Below are 15,315 nucleotides of genomic sequence, written 5' to 3'. Positions count from 1 at the left end.
CGGGCTGAGGACGTCACTCCTGAGCGCGCTACCCGAGATCGGTCAGGGCCGCGGCCAGGTCCCGGGTACGCCAGAGGTTGAGGACGTTGCTCAACATCTGCAGCGGTGCCCGCACGCTCTCGTCGTCACGGATGCGCGGGTCGAAGCGGGTGGTGTCGGGGCCGGCGTCGGGCACCCGGGCCGCCACCAGCGCGGGCACACCGAGCAGCCAGGTGATGCCCATCAGTGCGGTGTAGCGCAGCACGTGCCGGCGCAGCTCCGCCGGATCGAGGGCTGGGCCGCCGGAGGCGACCACCTCGGCGCAGAACACCTGGGTCAGCTCGTCGAAACTCTCGTCCCACAGCGCGGTTTCGGCGCCGCTGAGTGATCCCCAGATCGCCATCGCGACGTTCATCCGGCTCACACAGCCCCAGTCCAGCAGTCCGCAGTGCATGGTGCCGTCGGCGTCGCGCCAGAACCAGGCGTTGTCGACGTTGGCGTTCCAGTGGCACAGCGCGAGGTGATCCGATGCGTCGGCCAGGCTGCGCCAGATGTCCGGTTCGCGGCGCATCACCTCGTGAGCCTGTTCGCCGAGCCGGTCGAGGAAGCCCGGCGCACCGGTACCGGCGGGCAGCAGCGCGGGGTGGGCGCGCGCGAACTCGCCGAGCCTGGCCAGCCGGCGGTCGAGGCCGTCGGCGGTCAACGGCGCGGGCTCGCCGACGGCGGCGGCCTGCAGGTCGACGGGAAAGGACCCGGTGAGGTGGGCGGGCAGCGCCCCGGACCTGTGCGCCCCCACCAGCCGGGCCAGGGCGGTGAGCAGCGCCCGGTAGTGCTCCTCGGGCGACGCCATCTCGTCGTCGCGGCACTTCTGATGCTGCGGCTCGATGCCGTTGCGGCCGAACGGTATCCGCTCGGTGATCAGCACCCCGGTGCCGCTTTCGCCGTGGTAGTCGGCGAACATGGTGCGCGGCACCGCGATCGGGAATCCGGGCGCCTGGGCGAGCATCGCGAACGTGACCTCGGCTGCCATCTGCGTCCTGCCGTGGTCGCGCACCGGATCGTCGAAGTCGCGGGAGAACTTCACGAACAGCGCCGTGGGTGGGTCTGCGCGCTGATACTCCACGTCCAGCGACGCCTTGCGCCCCGTGCTGCCGCCGGGCACCTCGTCGCAGCCGACGACCCGCACGATCCGGTTGTCGGCGTCCAGCGCCCCTGCCGCCCGGAACGCCTCGGTGAGGAACGCGGCGCCGCCGTCGCGCAGGGCGGCGATGTGTGCGGGGAATGCGATCCCGAGGTGGTCGCCGGTGGGCCAGGCGCCGGTCACCACGTCTGCTCGGCGGCACGCACCAGCATGTGGTTGACGGCCACCCGCCGATCCCGGGTGATCATGTAGGTCACCGCGTCGGCGACGTCCTCCGACCGCAGTTTCACCATCCCGGCGGTGCGCTGTTCGATCGCCGCGCGGGAGTCGGGGGGCAGGTGGTCGTTGATCTCCGTGTCGACCGTGCCGGGGCCGACGACGCCGACGCGGACCCGGCTGCCGACGAGTTCCTGCCGCAGTCCCTCGCTGAACGCGTTGACGCCGAACTTCGTCAGCGAGTACACCGCGGTGCCGGGCCGGGCCACCCAGCCCGCGGTGGAGCTCACGGTGACCACGTCGGCGACACCGCGCGGCGAGTCGGCGGCCGCGTCGACCAGATGCGGCAGTGCGGCGCGCGTCGCGTACAACACTCCCTGCACATTGACGGTGACCAGGTCGTCCCAGTCGTCGAGGGAGGCGCCGACCGCCTCGCCCGTGCGGATCAGCCCGGCGTTGTTCACCAGGATGTCCAGCCTGCCCCACCGGGACACCGCGGCGGCGACGGCTGCGGTGACCTGCTCCCTGTCGCTGACATCGGCGGGCACGGCCAGCGCGGCGCCGCCGTCGGCCTCGATGGCCGCGGCCACCTCGGCGAGGCGGTCGGCGCGGCGGGCAAGCAGGGCCACGTTCGCTCCCTGTGCCGCAAGCATCCGCGCCGTCGCCGCGCCGATGCCGCTGCTCGCGCCGGTCACCAGGGCCACGGTGCCGGTCAGTGCTGCTGTCATCGCATCTCCTGCGCGCCGAGGGTGTCACCGAACACGTAGTCATTGTGCTCGCCGAGGTCGGGTGCCCCGCGTTCGATGCGGGCAGGGTTGCGTGCCATCCGCCACGACGGTCCCAGCACCGGCCGTACCCCTTCCCGGTGGTCGGACACGAATCGGTACAGGCCGCGCTCCCACAGGAGTTCGTCGCCGATCACGTCGAGCGCCGTGGCGCTCTTGGCGGCCGCAACCCCGGCGTCCTGCAGGCGGATCGCCAGCGGCCCGGCGTCCAGGCCGGCGGTGAGACCGGCCAGGGCGGCGTCCAGCGCGGCGGCATGGCGCAGCCGGTCCGGCTTGGTCCGGTACCGCTCGTCGCCGCTGAGGTCGTCGGCGCCGAGCGCGGCGCACAGTGCGGACCACTCGGCGTCACCGTCGACGGCGATGCTGATCCAGTCCCCGCCCGTGCACGGGTAGCAGCCGTGCGGCGCCATGTCGGGGTGCCGGTTCCCGGCGGGTAAGGGAACGCGTCCGGTCAGGTCGTGGGCGAGCAGGCTGTCGCCGATCATCGACGACAGCACCTCGACCGCGGACACGTCGACGAATTGTCCTTCGCCGGTGCGTTCCCGGTGCAGCAGTGCCGCAACGGCGGCGAAGGCGGCGGCGGCGCCGACCGTGGAATCGCCGTAGCGCATGCTGGCGCCGAGCGGTGGGCCACCCTCGTAACCGACCAGCGAGGCGAGGCCGGCCAGTGCGGCGAAGCACGGCGCGTAACCGGTCTGGTAGCCCAGCGGTCCGTCGTTGCCCCACATCTTGATCGACACCGAGATGAGGTCCGGTCTGATGGCCGTGAGGTCCGCGTAGCCGAGGCCCTGACGTTCCATCGCGCCGGGCCGCAGGTTGTTGAGGACGATGTCGCTGCGGGCGATCAGCTCGCGCAGCCGGTTCATCCCGTCGGAGGTCTTGATGTCGAGGTCGACGCTGAGGATCTCGGGGTTGATGCTGAGGAAGTAGGGGGCGTGGTTGACGTCGGTGCCGCCGTAGGCCCGCATCTCCTCCGGCCGCGCGTCGTTCTCGACCTTGATCACCTCGGCGCCGAGGAAAGCCAGCAGCTTGCCGGCATACGGCCCGGCCCACACCTTCGTCAGTTCGACGACGCGCACTCCTGCCAGCGGTCCGCCGCGCTGCGTCGTCGCCGGCGGCTGCGTAGGGCCGGGCCGGTCGGGTCGCGGGAGCCACGGTGTGTCGGCACTGTGGCGGCCGAGAGCCGGTGCGGCGCAGTGGACCTGTGCCGGTGACGCGCTCATCACGTAGGGGACGGTGGGGTAGTGGCCGATGCCGAGGGTCGGATGAACGACGTCGCGGAAGAAACCGCGGTGGCGGTACTGCGGCGAGCGGTGCAGGTCCTCGGCGTCGTTGACGGGCACCAGCGGCACGCCGGCGCGCTGAGCCTGCTCGGCGACGGTCTCCCGGCGGCGGTCCCGGATCCAGCGGGCGAAGCCGCGGTGGAAGGTGGCGACCTTCTCGGGAGTGACGGAGAACTCCAGCCAGTCGTCCTCGAAGGCGTCCAGCCACGCCGGGTGGCCCATCAGCACTTTGAGGTTCGCCCAGTGGGTGCCGCTGGTCATGTACAGGTAGACGTGGCCGTCGGCGCAGGTGAAGAACGACGCCGGGCCTTGCTGGTCGAAATCGTCGCGGGTGTTCTCCGGTGCGATCTCACCGGCGACGAACCTGCCGAGGATGCAGTCGGCGCGCGAGACCAGCACGGCCTGCTGCGAGATGTCGACGAACTCGCCTGCCCCGCAAAGTGATCGGGAGTACAGGCATGCGGCGACGCACATCGCCGCGTCCAGCCCGGCCTCGTAGTCGGTGAGCAGCCGGCCCGGCGCCTGAAGCGGTGGCATGGTCGGATCGGCGTGGCTGGGTGTGTGGTAGCCCCAGCCGCTGCTGTGGAACACGTTGATGCCGCGCGCGTTCTGCCGGGCGGGTGGCGCGCCGCGGCCGTGGGCCGTCACCGAGCAGAACACCACGGCCGGATGGCGCCGGTGCGCCTCGGCGGCCCACTCGGGATCCTGGTCGTCGATCACGGCGTCGGCCGAGGCGACGAGGGCGTCCACGGCGTCGGCGTCGTCGACGCGATCGAGTGCGACGGATCGCTTGTTGGTGTTCAGATAGGCGAACACCACACTCTCACCGTCGATCACGGGTGCCGTGGCCCGGGTGGGACTGCCCCACCCGGGCCGTTCGACCTTCACCACGTCGGCGCCGAAGTCGGCGAGCAGCTTGCCGCAGTACTCGCCGGCCACCGACTCGGTGAGCTCGACGATCCGCATGCCCGTCAGTGCCGACATGGCAGATCAGGGCTTGGCGCGGCCCGAGCGGCTCAGCCGCCACTCCGGCGGGAAGTTCATGTCGTTGTCCTTGACGACGTTGTTGAGCCCCTTCTCGAACGTGCCCGCCGTCAGGTCGACGTCGTTCTGCTGGTCGTTCTGGATCAGCGGCAGCATGCCCTCGACCATGCCGGTCAGCAGGCTGCCGAAGTACTCGCCCTTGTGCTGCTTGTACAGCTCGAGGAACGTCTTCTGCACGGCCACGGTGTCGGTGGGGCGCGACCGCGAGCACGCCATCGCGTACTTGAGGGTCTCCGCCTCGAGATCCTCGCGCGGCACCACGCTGTTGACGAAACCGCAGTCGTACATCTCCTTGGCGCTGAACGGTCTTCCGGTGAACAGCATCTCGGAGAACTTGCGCAGGCCCATGGTCTCGGCCCACCACCACAGCCGCGGACCCCAGCCGACGTAGCGGAACGCCGGGTGGCCGAACAGCGCGTCGTCGGAGGAGATCACCAGGTCGGCGTCACCGGCCTGGTAGAAGTGCCAGCCGTAGCAGTACCCCTTCGCCTCGATGATGCTGACCTTGCGCAGCTCCTGCAGCGGGCGGTTGCCTGCGGGCGCTTTGGCGTAGAAGTCGGTGACCGTCGAGAGATACCGGTAGGACCCGCCGGGCGGGTACTTGACGCTGTCGTCGTTGATGGCCAGCTCGTGCAGCAGCGGCATCCCCGGGTTCTCCAGCATGCCGCGCTGCTCGGGCAGGTCGCCGCCGCTGCCGAAATCCTCGCCCTCGCCGCGGATCACGACGACCTTGACGTCGTCGTCGACGTTGCACTTGTGGATCAGGTCGGCATAGTTCTGCCGCATCCCCAGCGTCGTCGAGTTCTGCGCATCGGGGCGGTCGAAGGTGATGTAGGCGATGCGGTTCTTGGTGTCCTTCTCGAACTTGATGTACTGCTCGGCTTCCTTCTTCATCTCTTCGTAATCGTGCTCGGGCATGGGTGTCTCCGCTCTTTTCGGTTCAATCGGTTACTTGAGTAAGCAGCCCGCATCGACGGGCAGCTGAACGCCTGTGACGTATCGGGATTCGTCGGAAGCGAGGAACAACACGGCGTTGCTGACGTCCTCGGGTTCCACCCACGGGATCGGCAGCGTGTGCATCATCTGGGAGATCGGCGCGAAGTCCTCCGGCCCCGGGTGCTCCTTGTGCGGTGCGAACAGCCGGAAGGTGGCGTCGTTGATCGCCATCGGCGTGTTGACCTGTGTCGGGTGTATCGAGTTGACACGGATCGACTGCGGGCCGAGCTCGACGGCGAAGGTCCGCATCAGGCCGACGACGCCGTGTTTGGCGGCGATGTAGTGGCCGGTGTGCGGGTGGGCCTTCATGCCGCCCACGGAGCTGGTCAGGATGATCGATCCGCCCCTGGCGCCGGAGAGCAGATGCGGCACTGCGGCTTTGACGGTGTGCCAGACGCCGGTGAGGTTGATGTCGATCATGTCCTGCCAGACGTGCTCCCGCAGCTTGTGCAGTTTGTTGCCCGCATTGCCGATGCCCGCGTTGGCCACGACGATGTCGAGGCGGCCGAGCTCGTCGACACCGGCGGCGAGCGCCGCCTGCAGCGCGTCGTAATCGCGGACGTCGACCTGCGCGGCGACGATGCGCCGGTTCTGGGCCTCGACCAGGGCCACGGTCTCGGCGAGGTCGGCGGGCGTGGACGCGGGATAGACGACGTCGTCGATGGCCCTGCAGATGTCGATCGCGATGATGTCGGCGCCCTCCTGCGCCAGCCGCACGGCGTGGCTGCGGCCCTGCCCGCGCGCCGCGCCGGTGATGAACGCGACTCTGCCCTCGACGCGTCCCGTCATGGCAGCAGCGCCGGCATCGATTCCCACCCGCGCACCGTCGACGTCGGGCTGAGTTCGGCGTCGGCGAGGTCGACCTCCCATTCCGGGAAGCGGTCGAGGATCTCGTCGAGCGCGATCCGCCCCTCGAGCCGGGCCAGCGCGTTGCCGAGGCAGAAGTGCGTGCCGACGCCGAACCCGACGTGCTGGTGCGGCGCGCGGTGGATGTTGAACGATTCGCTGTCGGGCCCGAACCGGCGTGGGTCGCGGTTGGCGGCGCCGAGCAGCATCATCATCGCGCTGCCTGCCGGAACGGTGTGCCCGTGGTACTCGACGTCACGGGTGACATAGCGGCTGATGTGCGGGGCGGGCGGTTCGAAGCGCACCAGCTCCTCGACGGCGGCGGGCAGCAGTGTCCGGTTGGCGACCAGGGTGCGGCGCTGGTCGGGATGTTCGGCGAGCACCTTGCCGGCCCAGCCGAGCAACCGGGTGGTGGTCTCGGCACCCGCGGTGGCGATCACCTGGAGGTAGAGCAGGAGTTCGTCGCGCCGGAGCCTCCGGGTGGCACCGGTCTCGTCGGCGAACTCGGCGGTGAGCAGTTCGGTCATGATGTCGTCGGACGGGTGCTCGGCGCGCCAGTCGATGAAGGAGGCGAACACCTCGCCGGTGGCGATGGCGCCGTCCGGGTTCTCGGTCATCTTGCCGCCGCGTTCGGTCCGCAGCGTGGAGTCGCCGTGGTCGACGACGTGCTGCTGGTCGGCCTCCGGGATGCCCAGCAGCATGCCGATCACCCGCATCGGCATCTGCGCGCCGAGGTCCTTGACGAAGTCGAAGCGGCCCGTGCCGACCAGCGGGTCGAGGCAGCCTGCGGTGAACTCACGGATCTTCGGCTCCAGCGCGCTGACCTTGCGGGGGGTGAAGATCCGCGACAGCAGCTTGCGGTGGACGTTGTGGATCGGCGGGTCCTCGAAGATCAGGGTGCCGGGCGGGATCTCCATCCCGGACTGGATGATCTCGAGCACCGCGCCGCGGGCCGAGCTGAAGGTGTCGTGATCGATCAGTGCGGCGTCGACGTCGTCGAAGCGGCTGAGCGCGTAGAAGTCGTGCCGGTCGTTGCGGTAGAGCGGCATCTCCTCGCGGATCCGGGCGAACATCGGGTACGGATCGAGGTTGAGCGCCACATCGTACGGGTCGTAGTGGATGTCCGACGGGGCCCCGTCCCGGACGCCGTCCTCGGTGCTGACTGACACGAGATCCCGCCTTTCCCTGCGGGTTCCACACGCCGACCAGCGGTGCCGAAGTGGAACCCCCGCCAGTTTGGCAGGCGGGCCGCGGCATTCGGGCGATTTACACTTTTCGCTTAAGTTGTCCGCTCGTCGGCTAGAGGCGGGCGGCCAGTTCGGTGCCCTGACGGATCGCCCGCTTGGCGTCCAGTTCTGCGGCGAGTGCGGCGCCACCGATCACGTGTGGTTCGACGCCGCGGCCGCGCAGGCCGTCCTCGAGATCGCGCACCGACTCCTGACCCGCGCAGATCACCACGGTCTCGACGGCGAGCAGCCGGGCGTCGAGTCGCTTGGGTCCGAAGGTGATGTGCAGCCCCTCGTCGTCGATCCGCTCGTAGTTGACTCCCGACAACTGCTGCACCCCTTTGGCTTTCAGCGATGCGCGATGCACCCAGCCGCTGGTCTTGCCGAGCCGGCGGCCCTGGGCGCCCGCGGTGCGTTGCAGTAGGTACACCTCGCGCACCGCGGGTGCGGGGATCGGTGTCACCAGCGCACCGCGGGCCTCTTGCGGGTCGGCCGCGCCCCACTCGGCCTTCCATTCCTTGAGGTTGAGCGTGGCCGACTCGTCGGTCACCAGGAACTCGCTCACGTCGAACCCGATGCCGCCTGCGCCGATCACCGCGACCGACCTGCCGATCGGCCGGGCGCCGGTGATCGCCTCGACGTAGGACAGCACCTTCGGGTGGTCGATGCCCGGGATCGCGGGAATGCGCGGCGTCACGCCGGTGGCCAGCACGACGTCGTCGAACGACGCGAGATCGTCGACGCCTGCCCGGGTGCGCAGCCGCACGTCGACGCCGTGCTTGGCGAGCATCGTGGCGTAGTAGCGCAGCGTCTCGGTGAACTCCTCCTTGCCCGGGATCCGCCGGGCCAGGTCGAACTGGCCGCCGACTGCGTCGCCCGCCTCCAACAGCGTGACCCGGTGGCCGCGTTGGGCGGCCGCCACGGCGGTGGCCATGCCCGCCGGTCCGGCGCCGACCACGGCCACCCGCCTTGCGCGCCGCGTCGGGCTCAGCACCAGTTCGGTCTCTCGGCCGGCCACGGGGTTGAGCAGGCAGGACACCTTCTTGTGCACGAACGCGTGGTCCAGGCACGCCTGGTTGCAGGCGATGCAGGTGTTGATCTCGGCGGCGGCGTCCCCGGCGGCCTTGTTCACCCAGTCGGGGTCCGACAGCAGCGGGCGCGCCATGGACACCAACTGGACGTGGGTGTCGGCGAGAATCTGCTCGGCGGCCTGCGGCATGTTGATCCGGTTCGACGCGACGACCGGGATGCGCACGTGGTCGGCCAGTGCGCTGCTGATGTCGACGAAGGCACCGCTGGGCACCGAGGTGACGATGGTGGGCACCCGCGCCTCGTGCCAGCCGAATCCAGAGTTGATGATGGTGGCGCCCGCGGTCTGCACCTCGGTGGCGAGCGCGACGATCTCGTCCCAGCTCTGACCGTTCTCGACGTAGTCGGCCATCGACATCCGATAACAGATGATGAAGTCGTCGCCGACCGCGCGCCGGGTGCGCCGGACGATCTCCACCGGGAATCGGCGACGCTTCTCCGGGCTGCCGCCCCAGGCGTCGGAGCGCCTGTTGGTGCGAGGCGCCAGGAACTGGTTGAGCAGGTATCCCTCGCTGCCCATGATCTCGACACCGTCGTAGCCGGCTTCCCTTGCGCGCAGCGCACAGCGGACGAAGTCGTCGATCGTGCCGTCCACGTCGCGCAGCGCCCGCGGGCGGAACGGATTGATCGGCGCCTTGACGGCCGATGCGCTCACCGAGAACGGGTGATACGCATAGCGTCCCGCGTGCAGGATCTGCAGCAGTATCTTGCCGCCGTGATCGTGCACCGCCCCGGTGACGGTGCGGTGCCTGCGTGCCTCGGACGAGGAGGTCAGCTGCGACGCGAACGGCAGTAGCCACCCGGTGCGGTTGGGCGCGTATCCGCCGGTGATGATCAGGCCGACGCCGCCGCGGGCACGTTCGGCGAAGTAGCCGGCGAGTCTGTCGGTGTCGCGGGCCCGGTCCTCGAGGCCGGTGTGCATCGACCCCATCACCACGCGGTTGCGCAATGTGGTGAAGCCGAGGTCCAGCGGCGACAACAGTGTCGGATACGGGTTCATCGCGTCTCCTCGGTTCCGCGCGCCAGGGCTGCGCCCACCTCGTCGAGCCAGTCGACGGCGCTCTCCTCGGCGCGGATGCCGCCGCGCAGCACGAGGTACTGGTGCAGTGCACTGCCGGTGAGTCGGGTGGGGTCGGGGAACTGCCGCTTCTCGAAGACGCGGAAGGTGTCCAGCAGTGCCGCGCGTTCAGTGCGCAGCGCGGCGACCTGGGCCCGCAGCGCCGCCACGTCGCCGTAGGTCGCTGCGCGAACTTTCACGGCGAGGTCGCGGGTGCGGTTGTCGGCGACCGAGCCGCCGCGCCCGGTCAGCGGCGCGGCGATCCAGCGGGCGAGTTCGGCGCGGCCCTCCGCGGACACGGTGTAGACCTTCTTGTCCGGCCTGCCCTGCTGCACGACGGGGGTGACCTGTACCCAGCCGTTGTCCTCGAGGGTGTGCAGTGTGCGGTAGATCTGCTGGTGGGTCGCGGACCAGAAGTAGCCGATGGAGCGGTCGAAGCGGCGGGCCAGCTCGTAGCCGGAACCGCTCTGCTCGCACAGCGACACCAGGATCGCGTGGGGAAGTGCCACGTGCGCACGGTAGAACGCCCGACGGCCATATGCAACTGAGTGCACAGCAACCATGTGCATATCGTGCCGAATCAGCGTTCACATCGTGGCAACTACGACGAGTTTGCTGACTTCGCCAGATCTGCATTCCTGTGTGCAGTAGGTCACACGGCTACGCCACTCAACAGCCTGTATAGGTAGGCATTGGCAGATGGTTCGTACTCCTTTACGCTTTGCCAATGCCGACGACCTCCACGCAAAGCGCGCCAAAAGGGCCTTTGGTCCGAGATATCGTGACGTCGCTCTACGAGCGATCCGACGGTGGCACCGAAGCGCCGGTCAGCGTCTTCGGGCTGGGGTACGTCGGCTGGGTGAGCGCCGTCTGCCTCGCCAGTCGTGGCCACCGGGTGGTCGGCGTGGACGTCGACGCGGCCAAGGTGGCGACCCTCGCCAGCGGTGCGGCGGCCGTCGGCGAGCAACTGCTCCCTGAGATGGCGGCCAGCGTGGTCGACAGCGGCAGGCTCACCGCCACCACGGACGCCCGATCGGCCGTCGCTGCCACGGACATCTCGCTGATCTGTGTGGGGACGCGGTCGGGCACCGACGGCGAACCGTCGACCGCGAACCTGGAGACCGTCACCGACGAGGTGGGCTCCGCGCTGGCCGCCAAGGACGGTTGGCACGTCGTCGTGTACCGCAGCACGATGGTGCCCGGCACCTGCGAGAAGCACCTCGTGCCACGGCTGGAGGCGGCGTCGGGCAAGCGCGCAGGCATCGATTTCGGTGTCTGCGTCAACCCGGACTTCCTCCGCGACGGGACCGGGGTGCGCGATTTCATGGCCCCTCCGAAGACCGTCGTCGGGTCGAGCGACACCCGCAGTGGCGACATGATCATGGAGCTCTACCGCGGCCTGCCGGGGCCCCGCCTGCGGGTGCCCGTAGCGGTCGCCGAGATGGCCAAGTGCGTCGACAACTCTTTCCACGCGCTCAAGGTGGGATTCGCGAACGAGATCGGGGCGATCTGTGCCGCCGTGGACCTCGACTCGCATGCGGTGATGGACGTGTTCCTCGCCGACACCACGCTCAACGTGAGCGCCGCGTATCTGCGACCCGGCTTCGCCTTCGGCGGGTCATGCCTGCCGAAGGACGTCCGCGCGCTCACCCACACCGCCCGCCGCAACGACGTCGACACCCCCCTGTTGGCGAACCTGCTGGCATCGAACGAGACGCACCTGCGCCGCGCCGTCGACATGGTGATCGCGCGCGGGCGGCGCAACATCGGCGTCTTCGGACTCTTCGCGAAGCCGGGCGCGGGCGACCTGTGTGACAACCCCATGGTCGAACTGGCTGACCGTCTCATCGGTAAGGGCTTCGACGTGAAGATCTACGAGCCGAGCGCCAGGCTGTCCCGGCCGCTCGACGCCGACATGGCCTACCTGAAAAGAAGAATGCCGCACATCGCGGAGCTGCTCACCGACGACGTCGACGCCGTGCTCGCACACGGCGAAGTCCTCATCGCGGGCTCGAGATCCGGCGAGGTGGTCAAGGCCGTCGACCGGGCCAAGCCCGATCAGGTGATCATCGACCTCGTCCGCCTGCCCGACGCCGACCGGCGCCGCGGCACCGCCGGCTATGCCGGTATCGGTTGGTGACGACGCCCGATCCGTAGGCGGCTGCCTGAGCACCGGCCGACATGTCGTGCGGCATGCGCGCATGGCGTTGCTGAGCGATCGTCCAGCAGTCGGGCATCGAGGTGGTGTGGCGACTAGGCACTTGTATGTGCGACGTCTAGTATCAGTAACCACGCGCCACCCGTAAGGGCGGCGCGTGAAGTTAGGGCACACTGAGACGAACGTCCAGGTATCGCTCCTTCATACTTGCGGCGAACTCTCAGGGCCCGCCACATACCGCAGCCCAACTGGACATTCAGACAGGAAGACTGAGGAGAACCCCGGTGACGTACACGATTGCCGAACCCTGCGTCGACATCAAAGACAAGGCGTGCATCGAGGAATGCCCTGTCGACTGCATCTACGAGGGCGCACGCATGCTGTACATCCACCCGGACGAGTGCGTCGACTGCGGCGCCTGCGAGCCGGTCTGCCCCGTGGAGGCCATCTACTACGAGGACGACGTCCCCGACCAGTGGAGCCAGTACACCCAGATCAACTCCGACTTCTTCACCGAGCTCGGCTCTCCGGGCGGCGCCTCGAAGGTCGGCCAGACCGACAACGACCCGGCGGCGGTCAAGGAGATGCCGCCGCAGGGTGAGGGCTGATCACGTCGCCTGACCCGGCCCGCGAACGGGCCCGGCATCGGGTGTCGGAGAAGCTGCCGACCTTCCCGTGGGACACCCTTTCGGCGGCGACCGCCCAGGCGCGCTCGCACGCCGGGGGCCTGGTCGACCTCTCGGTCGGCACACCCGTCGACCCGGTGGCGCCCGTCATCCGTGACGCGCTGGTCGCAGGCAGTGCCGCGCCCGGATATCCGACCACCGCCGGCACTCCGGAACTGCGCGCCGCCGCCGAGCACGCACTGCGTCGCCGTTACGGCGTCACCGGCCTGACGCCCGACGCCGTGCTGCCGACGATCGGCACGAAGGAATTGATCGCGTGGCTGCCGACGCTGCTCGGCATCGGCGCGGACGACGTGGTGGTGGTACCGGAGCTGGCGTACCCGACCTACGACGTCGGTGCGCGACTGGCAGGCGCCCAGGTGGTCCGCGCAGACTCCCTGACTCAGCTCGGCCCGCAGACGCCCGCGCTGATCTACCTCAACTCGCCCAGCAATCCGACCGGCAAGGTGCTCGGGGTGGACCACCTGCGCAAGGTGGTCGGCTGGGCACGCGAGCGCGGCGTACTCGTCGCCTCCGACGAGTGCTACCTCGGCCTCGGCTGGGACCAGCGACCGGTCTCTGTGCTGCACCCGACCGTCTGCGACGGCGACCACAGCGGACTGCTCGCCATCCACTCGCTGTCGAAGACGTCGTCGCTGGCGGGATACCGCGCCGGTTTCGTCGCGGGTGATCCGGCGGTGGTCGCCGAGCTGCTGGCGGTCCGCAAGCACGCGGGCATGATGGTGCCGACGCCGGTGCAGGTCGCGATGGTCACCGCGCTCGACGACGACGAGCACGAACGCCTGCAGCGGGAGCGCTACGCCCGCCGGCGGGACGCCCTGCTGCCCGCGGTCCGCGCGGCCGGCCTGCGCGTCGACGACTCCGAAGCCGGGCTCTACATCTGGGCCACGCGCGGCGAGCCGTGTCGCGACACCGTCACCTGGTTCGCCCGGCTCGGGATCCTGGTCGCGCCCGGGGAGTTCTACGGGCCGCGCGGCGGCGAGCACGTCCGCATCGCGCTGACCGCCACCGACGACGCCATCGCGGCGGCGGTCGACCGGCTGAGCTGACCGGGCGTCAGCCCATCGCCGCAAGCCGCTGGAACACCGGGGCGGCCTTGATCAGCAGGTCGGCCTCCTCGTCGGTCATCTCCGCCAGCTGATCCCGCACGGCGTCCGACCAGACCGCGTCGATCATCTTCTTGTGTCCGGCGGCCTTCGAAGTCAGCCGGAGCCGGATCGACCGACGGTCGTTGGCGTCGACTGCACGCTCGACCAGTCCGCGGTCGACCAGCCGGCGGACTGTGGTGCTGACGTTGCTCGGCTGGACGGCCACCATGCGCGCCACGTCGGACACGCTGATGTCCGGGTGGTCGGAGACGGTGCGCAACACCTCGAACTCGGAGTGCGGCAGCGGTTCCAGCCCGGCCTGGCGCTCGCCGAACCGGCGCAGCGACCACACCACGGTCCGCACGGCCACGGCGATGTCGCGAACATCACGCGCACTGACGTCTTCTCGGACGGGAGCCATGCCGCTATATTAGCTCTAGAAATAGCTATAAATCTATACATAGTGAATCGAGTGTGATGAGTTCCCAGACCGCCGTCGGCGTCGACGCTCCCGCGACGCACGCCGCTACCCGCCCGCTGCCCCTGGACTGGCTCGGCGTGCTCGCGCTGCTGACCGCCGTCGCTCCGCTGGCCACCGACATGTACCTGCCGGCCTTCCCGGCGATGGCCGAGGAGTTCGGCACCACGGCGTCGGCGATCCAGCTGACGCTGACCACCTTCATGATCGGGCTCGCCCTCGGTCAGCTCGTCATCGGCCCGCTCTCCGACCGGTTCGGCCGGCGCCCGTTGATGCTGGCGGGAACGCTGGTGTGCGTGCTGGCCGGCGCGGCATGCGCGCTGGCGCCCACGATCGAACTGCTCACGGCCTTCCGCTTCCTGCAGGGTTTCAGCGGGGCGGCCGGCGTGGTGCTCAGCCGCGCCGTGGTGTCCGACCGGGCGCACGGCGCCGCTGCGGCCCGGGTGTTCAGCCTGATGATGATCATCAACGGCGTCGCCCCAGTGGTGGCGCCGTTGCTCGGCGGATCGCTGATGAGTCACATCGGGTGGCGCGGCGTCTTCTGGATCAATCACCGGGCTGGCGGCGGCGATGTTCGTCGGCGTCGTCGCGGTGCTCGGCGAGACCCATCCCAGGGAACGCCGGATGACCGGCGGGGTGACGGCCATGCTGCGCGACGCCCGGTCGGTGCTGTCCAACCGGCACTACATCGGATACACCGCCGCCTTCGCGTTCAGCTTCGCGGTGATGTTCGCCTACATCGCGGCCTCGCCGTTCGTGTTGCAGAACGTCCTCGGGCTCTCCGAGATCACCTATGCGATCGCGTTCGCCGCCAACGCCGTCGGCCTGGTACTGATGAACGCGCTCAATGCCAGGATCGTCGGCCGCTTCGGTCAGCGCCGGCTGCTCGCGCTGGGCACCTCGCTGCTGGTCGTGTTCGCCGCGCTGCTGCTCGTCGACGCCGTGCTCGGCCCCGTGCTGTGGGCGACGCTCGTGCTGCTGTGGGGCACGGTCACCTCGCTGGGCCTGGTGATGGCCAACGCGACGTCGCTCGCCCTCGACGAGGTGCGCGCCACGGCGGGCACCGGATCGGCGGTGCTCGGCGCGCTGCAGTTCGGTCTCGCCGCGGTGGTCTCACCGCTGGTCGGGATCGGCGGCGACCACACGGCGGTGCCGATGGCGGTCGCGATGACGGGCAGCGCCGTGATCGGGGCGGGCGCCCTGGTGCTCACCCGGCGATCGGCCTGACCTGCCGCGGTGGAGG

Annotated in this window: 13 protein-coding genes and 1 pseudogene; 4 read left to right on the top strand and 10 right to left on the bottom strand. The window is 69.6% G+C overall.

The annotated features are described in order from the left end of the window. Window positions 1–28: 28 nt before the first annotated feature. The 8 genes from AB0K11_RS07585 to AB0K11_RS07550 form a co-directional block, all read right to left on the bottom strand. Window positions 29–1,303: a hypothetical protein gene (locus AB0K11_RS07585; protein ID WP_364974271.1), complete on the bottom strand. Its 1,275-nt coding sequence runs from the start codon at window positions 1,301–1,303 to the stop codon at window positions 29–31. Next, window positions 1,300–2,064 (bottom strand): SDR family NAD(P)-dependent oxidoreductase, encoded by a 765-nt coding sequence (locus AB0K11_RS07580; RefSeq protein WP_364974269.1) that lies wholly within the window; start codon window positions 2,062–2,064, stop codon window positions 1,300–1,302. The genes AB0K11_RS07585 and AB0K11_RS07580 overlap by 4 nt, the downstream gene beginning before the upstream one ends. After that, window positions 2,061–4,388, bottom strand: coding sequence for a CoA transferase (locus AB0K11_RS07575; RefSeq protein WP_364974267.1), 2,328 nt, complete (start codon window positions 4,386–4,388; stop codon window positions 2,061–2,063). The genes AB0K11_RS07580 and AB0K11_RS07575 overlap by 4 nt, the downstream gene beginning before the upstream one ends. A 6-nt stretch (window positions 4,389–4,394) precedes the next feature. Continuing rightward, entirely contained in the window at window positions 4,395–5,366 is a 972-nt protein-coding gene (locus AB0K11_RS07570) for an enoyl-CoA hydratase/isomerase family protein (RefSeq protein ID WP_364974264.1), read from the bottom strand. A gap of 30 nt (window positions 5,367–5,396) precedes the next feature. Next, on the bottom strand, window positions 5,397–6,233 hold the full coding sequence (locus AB0K11_RS07565) for a mycofactocin-coupled SDR family oxidoreductase (RefSeq protein ID WP_364974261.1): 837 nt from the start codon (window positions 6,231–6,233) through the stop codon (window positions 5,397–5,399). Continuing rightward, on the bottom strand, window positions 6,230–7,459 hold the full coding sequence (locus AB0K11_RS07560; protein ID WP_364974259.1) for a cytochrome P450: 1,230 nt from the start codon (window positions 7,457–7,459) through the stop codon (window positions 6,230–6,232). The genes AB0K11_RS07565 and AB0K11_RS07560 overlap by 4 nt, the downstream gene beginning before the upstream one ends. A 130-nt stretch (window positions 7,460–7,589) precedes the next feature. Next, window positions 7,590–9,605: an NADPH-dependent 2,4-dienoyl-CoA reductase gene (locus AB0K11_RS07555; protein WP_364974257.1), complete on the bottom strand. Its 2,016-nt coding sequence runs from the start codon at window positions 9,603–9,605 to the stop codon at window positions 7,590–7,592. Next, entirely contained in the window at window positions 9,602–10,171 is a 570-nt protein-coding gene (locus AB0K11_RS07550; protein WP_364974254.1) for a PadR family transcriptional regulator, read from the bottom strand. Before AB0K11_RS07550 ends, AB0K11_RS07555 begins: the two co-directional genes overlap by 4 nt. Window positions 10,172–10,443: 272 nt before the next feature. On the opposite strand from AB0K11_RS07550, the gene AB0K11_RS07545 reads away from it, so the two are divergent. The 3 genes from AB0K11_RS07545 to dapC all read left to right on the top strand — a co-directional run bounded on the left by AB0K11_RS07545 (window position 10,444) and on the right by dapC (window position 13,555). After that, the gene (locus AB0K11_RS07545; protein ID WP_364974251.1) at window positions 10,444–11,802 is read left to right on the top strand and encodes a nucleotide sugar dehydrogenase; all 1,359 of its coding nucleotides are present in this window, start codon (window positions 10,444–10,446) and stop codon (window positions 11,800–11,802) included. Window positions 11,803–12,104: 302 nt separating this feature from the next. Next, a complete protein-coding gene (fdxA, locus tag AB0K11_RS07540; RefSeq protein WP_264013218.1) occupies window positions 12,105–12,428 on the top strand; it encodes a ferredoxin in 324 nt (107 codons plus the stop codon). A gap of 41 nt (window positions 12,429–12,469) precedes the next feature. After that, entirely contained in the window at window positions 12,470–13,555 is a 1,086-nt protein-coding gene (gene dapC, locus AB0K11_RS07535; protein ID WP_364974247.1) for a succinyldiaminopimelate transaminase, read from the top strand. Between the two features lie 7 nt (window positions 13,556–13,562). Here the strand turns inward: dapC and AB0K11_RS07530 are convergent, their stop codons facing one another. Next, window positions 13,563–14,015 carry a MarR family transcriptional regulator gene (locus tag AB0K11_RS07530; RefSeq protein ID WP_364974245.1) on the bottom strand — a complete coding sequence of 151 codons (453 nt, stop codon included), beginning with the start codon at window positions 14,013–14,015 and terminating at the stop codon, window positions 13,563–13,565. 25 nt (window positions 14,016–14,040) lie between these two features. After that, on the bottom strand, window positions 14,041–14,277 hold the full coding sequence (locus AB0K11_RS07525; protein ID WP_364976802.1) for a hypothetical protein: 237 nt from the start codon (window positions 14,275–14,277) through the stop codon (window positions 14,041–14,043). Here AB0K11_RS07525 and AB0K11_RS07520 point away from each other — a divergent pair. Then, window positions 14,195–15,299: pseudogene (locus tag AB0K11_RS07520) on the top strand (multidrug effflux MFS transporter). The gene AB0K11_RS07525 and the pseudogene AB0K11_RS07520 sit on opposite strands and share 83 nt — an antisense overlap. Window positions 15,300–15,315: the final 16 nt, after the last annotated feature.

It is taken from the genome of Mycobacterium sp. NPDC050551 (assembly GCF_040674075.1).
GTDB lineage: Bacteria > Actinomycetota > Actinomycetes > Mycobacteriales > Mycobacteriaceae > Mycobacterium.
Note: the sequence above shows the minus strand (reverse complement) of the source record. Positions and strands in the feature narration are given on the sequence as shown.